The 16,075-nt window shown below is 67.1% G+C and carries 11 protein-coding genes and 1 pseudogene; 6 read left to right on the top strand and 6 right to left on the bottom strand.

Annotated features, from left to right (window positions below):
* Positions 1–12 precede the first annotated feature (12 nt).
* The 3 genes from G9Q41_RS11920 to G9Q41_RS11910 form a co-directional block, all read right to left on the bottom strand.
* Positions 13–843 (bottom strand): SAM-dependent methyltransferase, encoded by an 831-nt coding sequence (locus tag G9Q41_RS11920; protein ID WP_017975617.1) that lies wholly within the window; start codon positions 841–843, stop codon positions 13–15.
* Positions 844–1,806: 963 nt separating this feature from the next.
* Positions 1,807–3,177, bottom strand: a complete 1,371-nt coding sequence (locus G9Q41_RS11915; RefSeq protein WP_165632489.1) for a sodium/glutamate symporter — start codon at positions 3,175–3,177, stop codon at positions 1,807–1,809.
* Positions 3,178–3,216: 39 nt separating this feature from the next.
* Positions 3,217–4,350, bottom strand: coding sequence for an FAD-binding oxidoreductase (locus tag G9Q41_RS11910; protein ID WP_017975619.1), 1,134 nt, complete (start codon positions 4,348–4,350; stop codon positions 3,217–3,219).
* A 72-nt stretch (positions 4,351–4,422) separates the two neighbouring features.
* Between G9Q41_RS11910 and G9Q41_RS11905 the strand changes: the two genes are divergently transcribed.
* The 3 genes from G9Q41_RS11905 to G9Q41_RS11895 all read left to right on the top strand — a co-directional run bounded on the left by G9Q41_RS11905 (position 4,423) and on the right by G9Q41_RS11895 (position 9,153).
* On the top strand, positions 4,423–5,319 hold the full coding sequence (locus G9Q41_RS11905; RefSeq protein ID WP_017975620.1) for a MurR/RpiR family transcriptional regulator: 897 nt from the start codon (positions 4,423–4,425) through the stop codon (positions 5,317–5,319).
* A gap of 300 nt (positions 5,320–5,619) precedes the next feature.
* A complete protein-coding gene (locus tag G9Q41_RS11900; protein WP_017975621.1) occupies positions 5,620–5,979 on the top strand; it encodes an MFS transporter in 360 nt (119 codons plus the stop codon).
* A 162-nt stretch (positions 5,980–6,141) separates the two neighbouring features.
* A complete protein-coding gene (locus tag G9Q41_RS11895; RefSeq protein ID WP_165632491.1) occupies positions 6,142–9,153 on the top strand; it encodes a Tn3 family transposase in 3,012 nt (1,003 codons plus the stop codon).
* Between the two features lie 159 nt (positions 9,154–9,312).
* Here the strand turns inward: G9Q41_RS11895 and G9Q41_RS11890 are convergent, their stop codons facing one another.
* Positions 9,313–10,302 carry a LacI family DNA-binding transcriptional regulator gene (locus tag G9Q41_RS11890; RefSeq protein WP_017975627.1) on the bottom strand — a complete coding sequence of 330 codons (990 nt, stop codon included), beginning with the start codon at positions 10,300–10,302 and terminating at the stop codon, positions 9,313–9,315.
* A gap of 115 nt (positions 10,303–10,417) precedes the next feature.
* Between G9Q41_RS11890 and G9Q41_RS11885 the strand changes: the two genes are divergently transcribed.
* The 3 genes from G9Q41_RS11885 (at position 10,418) to G9Q41_RS11875 (ending at position 13,652) form a co-directional block, all read left to right on the top strand.
* Positions 10,418–11,335: a dihydrodipicolinate synthase family protein gene (locus G9Q41_RS11885; RefSeq protein ID WP_017975628.1), complete on the top strand. Its 918-nt coding sequence runs from the start codon at positions 10,418–10,420 to the stop codon at positions 11,333–11,335.
* Between the two features lie 312 nt (positions 11,336–11,647).
* Positions 11,648–12,829, top strand: a complete 1,182-nt coding sequence (locus G9Q41_RS11880; RefSeq protein WP_165632492.1) for an Nramp family divalent metal transporter — start codon at positions 11,648–11,650, stop codon at positions 12,827–12,829.
* Positions 12,830–13,004: 175 nt separating this feature from the next.
* Positions 13,005–13,652 (top strand): recombinase family protein, encoded by a 648-nt coding sequence (locus G9Q41_RS11875; protein ID WP_207630915.1) that lies wholly within the window; start codon positions 13,005–13,007, stop codon positions 13,650–13,652.
* 90 nt (positions 13,653–13,742) lie between these two features.
* On the opposite strand, the pseudogene G9Q41_RS11870 reads toward G9Q41_RS11875, so the two are convergent.
* Together G9Q41_RS11870 and G9Q41_RS11865 are read right to left on the bottom strand one after the other, a co-directional pair.
* Positions 13,743–14,882: pseudogene (locus G9Q41_RS11870) on the bottom strand (MFS transporter); the annotation flags it as partial.
* A 460-nt stretch (positions 14,883–15,342) separates the two neighbouring features.
* Positions 15,343–16,059 carry an SDR family oxidoreductase gene (locus tag G9Q41_RS11865; protein ID WP_207630916.1) on the bottom strand — a complete coding sequence of 239 codons (717 nt, stop codon included), beginning with the start codon at positions 16,057–16,059 and terminating at the stop codon, positions 15,343–15,345.
* Positions 16,060–16,075 lie beyond the last annotated feature (16 nt).

Below are 16,075 nucleotides of genomic sequence, written 5' to 3'. Positions count from 1 at the left end.
CCGCGCGCGTGCCTACCGTTGTATGCCCAGTCCGCCTACGCAGTTGCTGCGTTGGCTTTCCTCCTGGGTGGGGGTGGTGTCGGGGTGCCATTCGGGAACCGGCACGATTCCCGGTTCCAGCAGGTGGTAGCCGTGCAGTATGTCGCGGACTTCGTCGACGGTCCGTGCTTGTTCCGGGGTGGGGGTGCGGCGCATGACGTCCAGCCCCGCCGCGAGCTGCTCGTCGCTCATGCTCAGCTGTGCCAGGTGGCTGACCGCGGCGTAGCTGCCCGGCACCAGGTGGTCGCGGTAGCGGGTCATCAGGCTGCGGGCTTCGTTTCCGGGCACGAACGGCAGCACGCCCACCGCCAGCACCGCCACGGGGCGGGAGAAGTCCAGCAGTCCGGCCACTCCGGGCGCGGCCAGCACCGTGTCGGGATCGCGCAGGTCGGCCTCGGTGACGGTGACACGGGACTCGGTGGGGTCGAGGAGGCGGCGGGCGTGGCGCACGGCCACTGGATCGTGATCCACGTAGGCGATGCGTGCCTGCTCGGTGTGCTGATGGGCGATCTCGTGCACGTTGCCGACCGTGGGCACCCCGGAGCCGAGGTCGAGGAACTGGTCGATGCCGTGCTGGCACAGGTAGCGCACCACGCGGGTCAAAAACCCGCGGTTGGAGCGCGCGTAGTGGGGGGCGGGGGGAAATATGGCCTGCATGTCGGCGATGGCGTCCCGGTCCACGGCGAAGTTCGCCGCCCCGCCGAGCAGGTAGTCGTACATGCGTGCCGAATTCGGCTGAGCATCGGATATCTCACCGACCCCGTCGTCGGGGGGCTGCAGGCTCATCGCCGACTCGTTACTCATCGCCTCTCCCTCAACAACCAACGATGCCACGCTGTTTGTACCCTCATGCGGCCCCACACGCACGGGGGCGCAGGAAGACTGTTGGGAAGACCGAGTATGAGGCGGTAGATGATCCGGCCTCGCGGTCTGAGACCGGACTTGTGAGGGGCGCACACGCGCGTTTTTGCGAGATTTCCGGTGTGCATGTCCGCGCGGACTGCAATCGCGTCACACAGCGCCACACACGGATGATCGTATCGTTTTGACTGGTCAGCTGAATACTGTGGAGCCCGTGAGCACGCCTTCCCACCGGTTTCGGCACCGCGGCTCCGACCACGGGCGCCGCAGTGCCACTTGCCCCGCCCCCAGGAGGCACTCACCGTGTCTGCCCAACAGTGTCGGCCCGGCATCGCACCGGCGAAGCGTGCCCGCCGGAACGAGCTCGGTGCGGGATCCGGGCCGGAACCGCGCGGTGCCCGGAGACGGCGAGTGGGGTCCTTTTACGACCAGCGCGGCCGGGTACTGGCCCACACCTGCCGAGACCATCAGGATCTGGCCGGCCGGTTCCTGCAAGCGGGACTGCCTCGTGGCCGTCGGCTGGACCGGTGGCTACCGGCCAACGTCGCCTGGTCGCCACCCCCCAAGGACTGTGGTGCTGCGGACCGAGATCGATATGGCCGGTGACCGATCGGGCGGTCACCTTGTCGAAGGTCAGCCCGAGTTGGGTGATGTAGGCGAGTCCGGCGGCGGTGATGGCTTGAATGGGGTTGCCGCGTCGGCGTCGGGACTGCTGTAGTGCAGGTGGGGTGTGCCGTCGTGCAGTGAGATGTAGGGCGTTGATCCGTTGAGTGATGATCTGCAACTCTCAATCAGCAGCCGAGCCGTCTTGGAGGGACCGGGCGGCCAGTCGTAAGGCCCCCTCCCCGATACAGCACTACCCGACAGCGAACCCAACTAGACGAGGTCCTGACCGCCTCGCCGAGGTTATGTCGGTTGAGGTGCTAAACGGGGCGTGGTCCACATGCGCAGCACTCTGGCCAGGAGGTAGAGCAGGAACACACCTGCCAGGGCGATCCCGCCGACGGTGGCGGGACCGTAGGTAGCGGCCAGTGTCGGCAGCAGGGCAGTGATCAGCCCGCCGCCCAGAACGGGGCTGAAGAATGGCGCCCGCAGGGCGTAGGCGCGGCTGGCCACCGTGTTCAGTTCCGGGTCTACCGAGCGCAGCAGCATCAGTCCCACAGACGCCACCGCGGCTAAGGTGCCGAAGTTGACGATGGCCTGCTCGAACCAGTCGGTGCGGAAGAGTCGCGGGCCTGCCCAGGCGAAGAACCCTACCGTCACCAGCGCCGAGGCCGCCAGCAGAATCGTCAACGGGACGGCGTTTTCGACGATGATCGGAACGGCGATGGAAGCCACGGCCGCGACCACCAGCACGTCCAGCGCCCAGCCCTGGATCGTCCGCAGGGTGCGCAGGTCGACCGCAGCGCCGAGCCGTGTCCGCGAGATCACGACTTGTACGACTGCTCCGCCGATCATGGCCAGTGGGAAGAGCGGCATCCCGGGGACGAGGAACTCCATCAGGTATTGCAGGACCCAGCCGATGAGCACGGCCAGCGCGACGAGCGCACTGTGGAAGGCGAGGTTGTCGACGAGGTCCTTGCTAAGCGTCACGCTTCCCGAACTGTCCCGGTTAGCGCCGGGAATAATGTCGGGCTGCTGCCCGGTGGAGCAACCGTGGTTGAACTGGGTGAGGTGCCCGCGGCGTGCGCCCCAGTTGATCAGCACCATTCCCACGACAATCCCGAACACCAGCGCGAACGTGGCCGAGGCCAGTACCAGGTCGCCGCCGCTGTTCCAGCCGAGGTCGCTGTAGACCGGGCCCATGCCGCCTGCGGTGCCGTGGCCGCCGGGCCAGCTCACTTCGATGATCGTGCCGAACATGGTGTTGGCACCCAGAAGCGGCGTGAGTAGCGCTCCACCGATCAGCAGGGGGATACCGATCAGCAGCAGGTCGCCCATGTAGCCGAACAGCAGTTGCGGCATGACGAGCCGGTAGGTTTCCTGAGCGCGCGGCAGCCGCGTCCCGATGAGCATGGGGGCGAAGACCACCGAGATGAGGATGCCGGGGAAAGTGGCCCACGTGTTGACCATGCTCTGGGGAAACAATTCCAGCCCGTAGGGGCCCAGAACGGCGCCGAGCACGCCTCCGATCAGCGCGGCGGGCAGGAACAGGCGCCGCAGAAATCTCAGGCCGAGGCGCAGGAGTACGCCGGCGAACAGGAGAGCTCCGAGCACGGCCACGGAAAACAGAAGCGTGGTGACCGTGTCGTCGTGGACCGTTCCGGTGGGAAACATAGCGCTCCTTGCGAGGGCGAAGTTGCGGCTGTCTTGGGGTTAGAAACGCATGTAGGAGAACGGGCGGAGCGGGTCGGGCCGCTCTCCGGTGATCACCCACTGGGCGAGCAGGTCGGCTACGGCGGGGGCGATGGCGAAGCCGTGGCCGGACCAGCCAGCGCCGACGAGGACGTTGCTCGTAGCTGGCACGGTGTCGATGACGGGTATCTCGTCGACGCTGCACGATTCCGCGCGGCTCGCATCGCCGGATTCCAGCCGCGCGTTGCCCAACGGTGGGAACACGTCGGCGGCGGTGTGCCGGTTGCCGTCCACGTTCTCCTGGATCAGCTCGCCGCGTTCGTGCTCGGCGTTCCACCGGCCGCGCCAGCCGCCGCTGAGCATGACGGTGCCGTCCGGGAGCCGTTTGAGCGCCAGCCGGCGGTGGTCGTGGCCGAGCAGGTGGCGAGGCGAGGCGGCGTCACCGTGGGGGCGCAGGAGCAACGCCTGGGGAAACACACGCCACATGGGCAGCTCGGTGCCCAGTAGACGGACGAGGGCAGCGGCGCCAGTATTGTTGAGTAGCAGCAGGGTGTGTCCGACGTCGACGGTTTCGCCCTTGTCGGTGACAACCGCAGTGATCCGGTCGCCATCGCGTCGCAGGTCCACAACTGTGGTGTCTTCACGAACGGTGGCTCCATGACGGCGGGCGGCTTGGGCCAGCCCTCGGGTAGTCGCCGTATGATCGGCGATCCCATCCAGGGGAGAGTACAGGCCCGCTTGCACGTCGTGGCAGACGTCCGGTTCCAGGTCGCGCACCTGCTCGGGGTCGAGCACCTCGGTGGGGATGCCGAGGTCGCGCTGAACGCGGGCATGCGTCTCGGCCGCACCGATTTCCCCTTCGGTGCCGGTGGTTGCTCGCTCGATGAGGTGGATCCCACCGGTGCGTTCGTAACCCGTGCAGGCGCCGATATCGTCGGCCAGTCGCGGCCACAGGTCGTAGGCGGTTCGCATCAGCGGTAGTTCGCGCAGGTCACGCTGGTTAGCGCGCACGCCGCGCTTGCCGAACCCACCCGAGGCGCCGCTGGCGATCGTGGCGGCTTCGAGAAGGTGCACGTCGGCGCCCTGCCGTGCTAAATGCCAGGCGGTCGCGCACCCGTAGATGCCGCCGCCGACGATGACCACGTGCTCACTCATCTGGTTGGCTCCCCTTGTGTGATCTGATTCGCTCGAAAGTAGTGTCTACTACATTGATTGGTCAATAAAGAAATGAATACTTCTTCTACTGAGGGCGGCTTCCGCGGCAAGGTCGCCGAAGCCGCCGAACAACTCTCCCCACGGGAACGCGACATCATCGATTTCCTGCTCAACAATCCAGGCGACGCGGTCACGGCCTCAGCCGCCGAACTGGCCCACATGACCGGAGTCAGCGACGCCACCGTGATCCGCGCCGCCCGCACGCTGGGCTACAGCGGGCTGAGGGAGCTGAAACAGGATCTCCTGAAGATGATCACACTGCGCCGTGACCCCGCCCTCGTGCTGGACCAGCGCCTGGAGCAGATCACCGACGGCAGCGTGCTCCAGCACGTGGTCCACGACAGCGGCGAACTCGTCGCCGGAATACCCAGGCTGCTCGACGAGGCCACCTGGCGCACCGCTGTGGACGTGCTGGATGCCGCCGGCCGCGTCTGGTGCTACGGGATCGGCCCGGCGGCACTGACCGGGCAGCACCTCGCACTGGAACTCACCCGCATCGGCAAGAGCACCACCACCGTGAGCTCCACCGGATTCCGGCTCGCCGACGACCTACTTGGTCTGGACAAACGCGATGCGGTAGTGATCTTCGCGCCGCTACGCATGTTCCACGAGATGGAGGTAGTTCTGAGCCACACTGAACAGATCGGTGCCCCCGTGGTGGTGGTGACCGAAGCGCTAACCTCGCTGCTGCGCGGCCGGGTGCAGGCGCTGCTGACCACACCCCCCTCCACCAACGGCGCCGCCGGCGAGAACTTCGCCGGACTCGTCGTCGCCCACGCGCTCACCCTCGAACTCGCAGCCAAAGACCGCAGCGGGTCCGTCACCGCCCGACAACGCCTCAACCAACTACGCCAGCAGATCGCCGGCTACGACATCGACACCCCCGTAGTCGACAACAGGCAGCAGTGACCTCCCGCTTCATGAGCTTGGAAAAGAGCATGCGTGAGCAGCAAAGTCGCCACAGGGAAGATTGCTGAAGCTCATGGTTCCGGACCCACCCACACAGACGCACTGAACCTAAAGCTGGCTCGCAAGGTGTCACCGGAGGACCTGGCGGTGATCGTGCAGCGGGTCGCGCAGGACACCAACGGTGACCGGGGACAGCTCGGTGACGCGGCGGGTCTCACCCGCAACGAGTGACCGGAGGTTTGCGGTTGACCCGGCCACGCGGTGACACCGGGGTCGGCGGCCGGGGGGTATCCACGGACATTGCTGCTGGCCCCGGCGGCGTTGGCCATCATCTCGGCCACATTCATCCAGCCTCGGGAACGCGGCGTCGCCTTCGGGGTGTACGGGACCCTGACCGGAGCCAGCGCGGTGATCGGACTGCTGCTCGGCGGGATGCTGACCCAGTACCTCGACTGGCGCTGGTGCCTGCTGATCAATATTCCCATCACCGGTGTGGCACTGCTCGGCGCCAGGATGGTGATCGCAACCTCGCCCACACGGCGGATGCGCCTCGACCCCACCGGCGTCGTCAGCAGCATCGTGGGCATGACCGCCGTGGTGTTCGCGCTGACCGAAGTCACCACGCGAGGCTGGAACTCGCCGCTGGTGGGCGTTCGGTAGCACACGTCGAAAAACCAACGGTTAGCTCTGTTTCGCCAGGTCAGGGGCGGGGTTGAGTGGCCTGTGTTTGGCGATGCCAGTGCTGCCCCCGGTCTCGGCTTGCTGTCCGCCTGTGGTGACGATGTCGCTCGTTAGTGATCACGTGGCGAGCGGAGCGAGCGGGTGTCGACACGGTTTTTCTCTATTGACGAGATTCGGCGGTTGCGGTCGTGGCCGGAGGAGATTGGCCGGAACGAGTTGATCCGGTACTTCACGCTGGGTTCGGATGACCGGGCGTGGGTGCAGCGGTCTGCTCGTGGTTCGGGCAATCGGTTGGGCCTGGCGGTGCAGCTGTGCGCGTTGCCGTGGTTGGGGTTTGTGCCCGATGACGTGCCCGCGATACCGCGGTCGGCGTCGAATCGTCTTGCGGTGCAGTTGGGTCTGGCGGTGGCCGAGCTCGATGGGTACGGCGAGCGGGAGCAGACCCGTACCGAGCATCTGCGGCTGGCCGCGGCCCGGTTGGGCTGGCGGACGGCCGGCGCGAGGGAATGGAAGGAACTGGACGAGTTCCTGCTGGCCCGGGCGGTCGAGCACGATGCGCCCAGCGTGTTGTTCCGGCTGACCTGCGAGTACTTGAGCTCCCAGCAGGTGGTTCGGCCCGGTGTGATGACGTTGATGGAGCGCATCGCCACCATTCGGCAGGACGCGGTCGCCGAGGTGTATGCCCGGGTGGAGCCACTGCTGGACGAGCACCGGCGCAGTGAATTAGATGGGCTGCTGGCTGTCGAACAGGGGATGAGTATCTCGCGGTTGGCGTGGCTACATCGCGGGGCGACGACGGCCTCGCCGATGGCCATCCGCGCTGAACTGGACAAGCTGCGCTACCTGCGCGGCATCGACGCCCACGCGCTGGACCTGTCGAACCTGCCGGACGCACGCCGTCGGCGACTGGCCGGCGTGGGCCGGCGGGCGACAAACCAGGCCCTGGCCCGCCGGGACGCCGACAAGCGCTACCCGGTGCTGCTGGCCACGGCCGCCGAATGCGCCGTGGAAGTGCTCGACGAGCTCGTTTCCATGTTTGACCAGACCTTGTCCAACCTGGAAAACCGGGCACGCCGCAAGCTCGACGAACACCTGGCGCAGCGGGCGCGGGCCCAGGAGGATCGGTTGAGTCTGCTGGACGAGATGCTGGCCGTGGCCACCGACCTGGACAACGTGCCCGATGGTGAGGTCGGAGCGAAACTGCGCCGGGGGATCGGGATGGACCGACTGCGCGCCGCCCGGCGGGATCCGAAAGACCGCCTGCCGCGGGACCACGGACATCTGGCCATGGTCGATGCCAGTTTCACCTACCTGCGCGAATTCGCCCCGCACGTCATCGGGGCACTGACCTTCGCCACTTCCACCGAAGCACAGCCGCTGAGCGAGGCGGTGGCGACCCTGCGCGAGCTCTACGCCCGCGGTGGCCGCAAAGTCCCCAACGGGGCACCGACCGGCTTCGTGCCGACCCGATGGCGGGGCTATCTCGACCACGCGGCCAAAAGCGGCAACTCCACCGCGTATCGGCACTACTGGGAACTGGCCACGTTGTTGGGGCTGCGGGACGCGTTGCGCTCCGGCGATATCTGGGTGCCGGGCTCACGCCGGTATGCCGACCCGACCACGCTGCTGCTGCCGGCCGAGCAGTGGCCGGCCTGGCGTGACGAGTACTGCGCCCTGGTGCAGGCGCCCGTCGAGGCCACCACCGCCGTGGACCAGGCCGGCCAGCAATTACAGGCCGCGCTGACCGAGATCGAGCCGGTGCTGGCTGCCGGGGAGGGGCCGGTGCGGCTGAGCGAGTCCGGCGAGCTGACCGTCCACCGGCTCTCGGCCGAGGCCGTGCCCGACGAGGTCGAGACACTCCGCCTGCAGCTGGTGGACCTCTTGCCGCGGCCGCAGCTGACCGAGCTACTCATCGAGGTCGACCGGTGGGCGGACTGGTCGGATCAGCTCACCCACGCCGGCGGCAAAACCCACCGCGAACCGCAGCTGCGCCGCAACCTGTACGCCGCGATCCTGGCCCAAGCCTGCAATTTCGGGCCGGCCGCGATGGCCGAGGCCTCCGGGATCTCGGAGGAGACGCTGCGCTGGACCACCGAGTGGTACCTGCGCGAGGAGACCCTGCGGGAAGCCAACGCGGCGATCGTGGGTCACCACCACGGCCTGCCGCTGGCCTCGGTGTGGGGTGGCGGCACGATGTCGTCCTCCGATGGGCAGCGGTTCCCGATGCGGGGCAAGTCGTTAACCGCGCGGGCGATGAGTCGCTACTTCGTCGACGAGGGGGTGGCCACCTACACCCACGTGTCTGACCAGCACACCACCTACGGCACCAAGGTCATCCCGGTCACCGACCGCGAGGCCGTCTACGTGCTCGACGAGATCTTGGGCAATGCCACCGATCTGCCGGTCACCGAGCACGCCACCGATACCGCGGGCCAGACCCTGACGGTGTTCGCGCTGTTCGTTTTGACCGGCTTCACCTTGTCACTACGGATCCGTGACCTGGGTGGGATCACCCTGCATCGTCTTGACACCCGTAAAGAGACCACCAGCAGGTTCCCGAACGCGGGCAGTCTGTTGACCGGCACGATCGATACGGCGCCGATCCGTAGCCAGTGGGACGAGATGTTGCGGCTGGCTGCCTCGCTGAAGTACGGCCACGCCGCCGCCTCGCTGGTGGTGTCCAAGCTGCACGCCTCCTCGCGGCGCTCGGCGCTGGCCCAAGCGCTGGTCGAGTACGGCAAGCTGCAGCGCACCATCTACGCGCTGCGATACCTGGCCGATGAAGCCTACCGGCGGCGGATCACCCGCCAACTCAACAAGGGCGAGAGCCTGCACTCGCTGCGCCGGGACCTGTTCTTCGCCTACGAAGGCACCGTGCGGCGCCGCCATCACGAGCAGCAAACCGAACAAGCCCTGTGCCTGTCGCTGGTGACCAACGCTGTGATCACCTGGAACGCCGCCTACCTCGAACTCGCCCTCGAGCGTCTGTCACAGCGGCGCGGACGCATTGATCGCGACCTCCTCGCCCACATTTCCCCGGCCCTGCTGGAACACGTCAACCCATACGGCACCTACGACTTCCCCGTCGAAGCCGAGTATGCCCGCACTGGCTACCGCGCCTTGCGGGAACCGGCGACCGAGACTGGAGCGTGATCGAAAACCCCGGCGCCGGTTTCGCGTGGTCAAGCACGCGCACGGTGGTTCCGCGCGGCCGGGGATCTTCGTGGCCGCGTGATGTGTTGAAAAGCTCCCCTCCGGCACGAGCGTTGCGGCAGGGAGTGGAGGTCGAGGGGTTTATGCAGGTCCTGGTTGCTACTGGGGTGAGACGGTGGAGCGTCGGGGGATGAGGGTCGGCGTGGCGATCAGAGTGCGCGCGGCGGTGTCGTTGTGGTCAAGCAGTAGATCGAGTGCACCAGCAGCGATCTGGTCGAATGGCACGCGCACGGAGGTCAGCGGCACCGGTAGTCGGCTGACGACGGGGATGTCGTTGTAGCCCACCAGGGAGAGGTCCTCGGGGATGCGCAGACCGAGTGCGTGCGCGGCGGCCATAACGCCGATGGCGGTGTTGTCGTTGACGGCGAAGATCGCGGTGGGGCGGTCGGGCTTACTTAGGAGTGCCCGACCTGCGGTTTCGCCAGCGTCCATCGAGAACGAGTCGCCTTCGATGAGGGCTTCGTCGAGGACGATGCTGGCTTCGGCAAGTGCCTGGCGATAGCCGTCGCGGCGGCCTTGGGCGCTGGAAGCGTAGTCGGGGCCGCTGACCAGGCCGATGCGCCGGTGCCCCAGGTCGAGCAGGTGCCGCGTGGCGAGGTGCCCGCCGAGGCGGTCGTCACCGATCGAGGCGGCGCTGACCCCGTCGGTGCGGAGGGCCAGCGCGTATGGCACGGGATGGTTGGCGAGTTGGTCGGAGGGCGAAGTGGGGGTGCGTGCGGTGGTCAGGATGAGCCCGTCGACCTGTCGCTGCACCAGGTTGTCAACGGCGACGTACTCAGCCTCGGGCTGATCCTGGGTGGTGGCGACTAGGGCGGAGACTCCGCGGTTGACGGCGGTTGCGGCGATCTCTTCGTAGAGCATAGCCATAACTGTGTCGGTCAGTCGTGGCACCACCACTCCCACAGTGTTGGTACCGGTTCGCCGTAGTCCTGAAGCCAGGGAGTTGCGGACGTAGCCGAGTTCAGCGGCAGCCTGGCGGACGCGTTTGGCTGTTGGGTTCGTGGAGTGGGGCAGGCGTTCGTCGAGCACCCGCGAGACCGTCGACTTGCTCACGCCGGCGGCCCGGGCGACGTCCAGGATGGTCACCACAGCTGTGAGGTTACCGGGTCGGGAAAGCCAGGAGAACGAGGTATTGACCGAAGGCATGGCATGCCTCACAGTATACGGGAACGTTCCCGCAATCGTTCCCAAAGGGGTTTCACGCATGTCTCTCGATCTCTGCGGGTTGGTGCCCGCGCCCGTCACTCCGTTCACCCCGAACGGTGCGGTCGACCACGCGGCTCTGACCCGCTACGGCAGGTGGCTGGCCGGTGTCGACGGGGTCAAGGGTCTGGTATGTCTCGGTCACGCTGGTGAGGGCACCTTCCTGACCCAGCAGGAGCAGGTCGCCACGATCCGCACGCTGGTCGAGGCGGTCGACGGGGCGGTACCGATCATCGCCGGCATCACCGGTGAGGGCACGGCCGTGGCCGCGGCCGAGGCCGTGCGGGCAGTGGAGGCCGGCGCGTCCGCGGGCTTGGTCTATCCCTCGCACGGCTGGCTTCGCTTCGGATTTCAGCCCGGCGCCCCGCAGGAACGCTACCGGGCCATCCACGAGGAATCCGGGATGCCGCTGATCCTGTTCCAGTACCCCGACAACACCAAGGCCAGCTACGATCTGCCCACCCAGTTGGACATCGCCGCCCAACCTGGCGTGTTCGCCACCAAAAACGGGGTGCGCAACATGCGCCGTTGGGACACCGAGATCCCGGTGCTGCGTGCCGAACAGCCCGACCTGCAGATCCTCACCTGCCACGACGAGTACCTGCTGCATACGATGTTCGACGTCGACGGGGCCCTGGTTGGCTACGGCGGCCTGGCCCCGGAGCCGCTGGTGGAGCTCCTCGCCGCCGGCAAAGCCCGCGACTACCCCACGGCCCGGGCGGTGCACGACCGACTGCTGCCGGTGACCAAAGCCATTTATCACCGCGGCTCCCACATGGAAGGCACCGTCGCGCTCAAACTCGGCCTCAAGGCGCGCGGGATTTTGCCCTCGGCCACGGTACGGCCACCGCTGATCGACCTGTCGGCCGAGGCCGAAGAGGAGATCACCCTCGCCCTCAAGAGTGCTGGGCTGGTCTGAGGTCAATTTTCGGAAACGCTGTTTCCGGTCCGGTTCCGCTCGCTGCACCGCGGGCGGAGCACAACCCAGGGTTCGACGATGACCACCGTCGCCCCGGCCCGTCTGGTGCACGCACACGAGGCGCCAGACGGGCCCGGTGACACCGAAGTCCCCGACGAGCTCCGCAACGACCGCGGAGGCGAGGAATGATCCACCATGCCCGACGCAGTGCCTGCCCGCCGCACACACGGCACACCCGACCAACCCCGCCATACGGAATCCGAAGGAGCAGAACCCGGCCCCATCCCGCGCCGCGGGCGCGGTAGTCGGATCATGCGCCTGCTGGCCCTCATGGGGCCGGCGTTCGTGGCAGGTGCCTGGCAGTTCGGCCCCGGCAACCTCACTGCGGCTGTGCAAGCCGGTAGTCGTTTCGGCTATTCCTTGATCTGGGTCATTGTCGTCTCCACCGTCCTGATGATCGCGTTCACCGACATGAGCGTGCGCATCGCGATCGTCTCCCGCGGCTCGCTCGTCGAAACCGTCAAACGCACGTTGGGACGCCCCGTCGGCGCGGCCGCCGGACTCGGGGTCTTCGCCATTGCCCTGATGTTCGCCGTGGGCAACGCCGTCGGGGCCGGTCTGGGGCTGTCGCTGGTGCTCGGCGGCTCGCCGGTGTGGTGGACCCTCGCGTGCACGGCCGTGGTCGCCACCGTGCTGTTCACCCGCGGACTCTACGGGGTGATCGAGAAGGTGCTGCTGGTTATGGTCGCGGCTATGGCGGTGTGCTTCGTGGCCACCGCGGTGCTCAGCCGTCCTGACTGGAACGCCACAGCCGCCGGAATGTTGCCGACCGTCCCAGCAGGCACCGGGTTGCTGCTGGTCGCACTGGTGGGGACGAACTTTTCCATCAACGCCGCGTTCTACACTGGATACGCCTCCCGGGAACGCGGCCTGCGCCGCGACCAGTACCGTCAAACCACCCTGGCTGACACCATCCCCGGCATCGTCGCACCCGGCATCATGACCATACTGGTCATCATCGCCTCGGCCGCCGTGCTCAGCGGCGAACGGAGCGCCGGTCTCGCTGACCTGGCCGGAGTGCTCGAACCTATCGCCGGTCAGACCGGACGGATCATCTTCGCCCTGGGCTTCTTCGGCGCCGCGTTCTCCTCAATGCTGGCCAACGCCACCGCGGGCGGCACCCTGCTGTCCGACGGACTCGGCGGGGGCAACCAACTCTCCTCACCCCGCGTCCGCCTAGGCATCCTCGCAGTGTTGGCCTTCGGCGCGACCGTCACCGCCGTGGTCGGCGGCTCGCCCGTCCAACTGATCATCATCGCCCAGGCACTCACCGTCGTCGTCGCGCCCCTGCTCGGTCTCCTGCTGATCATCCTCGCCAACAACCACAGCCTCATGGAGGACCTACGAAATCGCTGGTGGCACAACATCATCGCCGCTATCGGCCTCATCGCGATCCTGGCTACCTGCTACAGCCTCCTCACCAGCTTGCTTTAACTGCGTCTGCGGCTAGTCGCTCTCTACTCACAGTGCTGTGCTCTTCAGCGTGTCTCGTGAACGACCGTTCACGAGACACGCCCGATAGGGAAGCGTTTCCGCAGGTCACTTCTGTAACGCAACCCGTGTCTGCGCCACCGTCACGCTGTCGGGCCTTGGCAATACAGTCCCAGCCATGCGGATCGGCTACGGACGCGTCTCCACCCGCGAGCAACACCCCGAGGGCCAAGCCGACGCGCTGACCGCGGCAGGCTGCGACGAGGTCTTCGTCGACAAAGCCTCCGGCACGCTCGTGCGCCGGCCGGAGCCGGAGAAAGCGCTACTGACGGCCAACCACACCGGCGACCAGCTCGTTGTCACGAAACTTGACCGGCTCGGCCGATCGCTAGAGCACCTGATCGAGCTATCCAAACAGCTGCAAGCCAAGCACGTCGATCTGGTCGTGCTCAATCAGGACATCGACACCTCCACCGCCATCGGCCGGATATTCTTCCAGATCCTCGGGTCTATCGCCGAGTTCGAACACGCCCTGATGTATGAACGCACCATCGACGGCCTGTCCGCCGCACGCGCCCGCGGCCGCACCGGCGGACAGAAGCCCAAGCTCGGCCCCGGCAGATCAAGCTGGCCCGCCAGATGTACGAGGAAACCGGCGACGACGGGAAACGCCGCTACATCGTCGCCCAGATCGCCGCCGAGTTCGGCGTCACCTGCCCCACCATCTACCGGCACCTCAAGCCCACGAGCTAACCGTTGCTTGGGCGGCGTGCCCTCCCGGAGGGCTGTCGCCGCACTTGGCTATGCGTCGCTAGGCTCTTGCTGAGCGTAGCCTGCCAGCGCGCCGAGCGGCGAGTTGTGACGAGCACGATGCCCAGAATGCCGGCGGTGAGCAGTGTGCCGAGGGCTGCGGTGCTCAGCACGGTCGCAGCGACCGAGGCGGGGGGCCATGGGGGTCGGCGACCGGTGCTACCAGGACGATGCCGATTCCGCCGGCAACGGTGATGACGGTCTTGGTCACACCTGCGGCTTCTCCCGCCCGGGCTGGCTCGACCATGCCTCGGGTGGCTGTCAGGGTGAGCGCGTTGCCGAGCCCGAGCCCGGCGCCGCAGACGCCGGCGGCGATGACATAGACGGCCAGCGTGCCGGTGTGGGCAGCTGTGGCCAAGGCCGCGGCCGAGACCAACAATGCTCCTGCCATCGCTGTGATCGCATGCTTGGGTCGTATCCGACCGGCGAGGGGGCCAGCAGCGGCCATGAGCACCGAGGGAACCAAGAACACGACTCCGGCGACCACGGGGGCCAAACCCCAGGGGGCCTGCAGCGAGAGCGGGACGACGAACAGGAAGACGACCGTGGCTGCGTTGGCCACCGCGCCCGAGGCGGTCACGGCGACGAACGGTCGGTTGGTGAACAGAGTCAGGTTTACCAAGGGGGCTGCTGCGTGCCGTTGGTGGTGCAGGAAGGCCGCGCCGACGGCGAGCACGCCCAGCAGCAGACTGAGAGAACCGGGCGAGGCCCATCCCCAGCCCGGAGCACGGTCGACATAGCCGGCCAGGCAGGCCAGTGCCACAGTGGCCAGCACCAGCCCCAGCATGTCTAGCACGCGAGGAGAGGAGGTGTCACGCGATTCCTCGGTCGCGGTCATACTCCAGATCGCTGCCACCGTGATGGGCACGTTGATCCAAAAAATCGCCCGCCAGGACACCAGAGCGGTCAAGGCGCCGCCGAGGAAAGGCCCACAGGCCATCGCGATACCACCCAACCCGAGGGCCAGTCCGGTCGCACCTCCCCGCAGAGGCGCGGGATAGATGTTGGTCAGCAAGGCCAGCCCGACCGGCATGATCAGCGAACCGCCAGCTCCCTGAAGCACGCGCGCGGCCACCAACAGCGGCAGTGTCGGAGCCAGGGCACACAGCAGCGAACCCAGACCGAACCCCGCCAGGCCCAGGCGCAGCAACCGATGGCGACCGTACAGATCCCCCAATCGGCCGCCGCCCAGCATGAACGTGCCCACCGACAGCAGGTAAGCACTCAGCGTCCACTGCAGGCTGTCCTGAGTCGCCCCAGATCACGACCGATGGTCGGCAGAGCCAGGTTGAGGGCAAAGGAATCGAGCTGGATGCAAAAACTCCCCAGCGCCACCGCAATCAAGGCACCGCGGCGTCCTCGCCGCTGGTGGGAAGGAGTCACCACCCCTACCTCCCCGAAAAGGAACGCTCCACCCGCCGACCCGGTGGTGAAGCGCACTGTCACGGGCACAACAACGAAAACGGGGAAAGGTCGCACCAGAACCCGGCCAGCACGACCACACCAGCCGGAGTGCGGAGAAACAGGAGAACGCAGTGTCGTGCTCACCCGTGGAGCCTGCATAGGCTCAACACTGCCAGCGGACTCTGACTACCACTGCCCTGGCCGTCCCAGAAGGATGACACCACAGTCACGATATCGCCCGGACGAACGCCGGAAAACAGGAGCCCCCACAAGGGCCCGACCCTGCGTTGAGGAGACTGTGCTTAGCTGCCCCGCGGGCACCAGCGGCCGAAGCCCCCTTCGGTGTCCAGGATCTGCCCGGTGACCCAGCGAGCCTCGTCGGTGACCAGCCAGCTGATCAGCCGGGCCGGCTCGTCGGGGTGCCCGTAGCGGCCGAATGGGAACATCGGGGCGACCTCGCGCCACGTGTCCTCGGTCAGGTATCCGGTGTCGACCGGCCCCGGGTTGACCGTGTTGACCCGAATACCCTGGTCAGCCAACTGGTCCGCCAAGGTCGTGGTCACCCCCGCCAGGGCGGCCTTGGCCGTGGCGTAGACCACCTCACCCGGCAACGGCCCCAGATGCTGCCCCGAGGTCAGAAATACGATCGCACCACCACTGCGCCCGTCATGCTGATTCGCGAAGGCCTGCGCCAACAGGAGGGTCGACCGAGCGTCGACGGCCCAGTGCTGGTCCAGCTCGCTGCTCAACGCACCCAACGGGCCGTCCTCACCCGTCAGGGCGTGGTTGCACACCAGGACGTCGAGATGGCCGAACACTGCGGTCGCGACTCCCACGATCCGTTCCGGAGCACCCGGCTCGGCGAGATCCCCGTGTCCCTCGGCCACCGAGGCCTGCTCGGTAGCCAGATGCTCCCGCACCCCGTCGAGCACCGCGTCGAGGTCGTCAGCTCCCCACTCCTGGCCACGATCGTGGTCGACGAAGTGATGGGCGAACACGCTCGCCCCGTAGGCGGCCAAACGACACGCGATCGCA

Source organism: Actinopolyspora sp. BKK2 (genome assembly GCF_011291845.1).
Lineage (GTDB): Bacteria > Actinomycetota > Actinomycetes > Mycobacteriales > Pseudonocardiaceae > Actinopolyspora > Actinopolyspora saharensis.
This window is presented reverse-complemented; position numbering and strand designations above follow the sequence as displayed.

Excerpts from the sequence above, each read along its gene's own strand:
- G9Q41_RS11920 (WP_017975617.1), bottom strand. The coding sequence starts at position 843 with ATGAGTAACGAGTCGGCGATGAGCCTGCAGCCCCCCGACGACGGGGTC.
- G9Q41_RS11915 (WP_165632489.1), bottom strand. The coding sequence starts at position 3,177 with ATGTTTCCCACCGGAACGGTCCACGACGACACGGTCACCACGCTTCTG.
- G9Q41_RS11910 (WP_017975619.1), bottom strand. The coding sequence starts at position 4,350 with ATGAGTGAGCACGTGGTCATCGTCGGCGGCGGCATCTACGGGTGCGCG.
- G9Q41_RS11905 (WP_017975620.1), top strand. The coding sequence starts at position 4,423 with ATGAATACTTCTTCTACTGAGGGCGGCTTCCGCGGCAAGGTCGCCGAA.
- G9Q41_RS11885 (WP_017975628.1), top strand. The coding sequence starts at position 10,418 with ATGTCTCTCGATCTCTGCGGGTTGGTGCCCGCGCCCGTCACTCCGTTC.
- G9Q41_RS11880 (WP_165632492.1), top strand. The coding sequence starts at position 11,648 with ATGCGCCTGCTGGCCCTCATGGGGCCGGCGTTCGTGGCAGGTGCCTGG.
- G9Q41_RS11875 (WP_207630915.1), top strand. The coding sequence starts at position 13,005 with ATGCGGATCGGCTACGGACGCGTCTCCACCCGCGAGCAACACCCCGAG.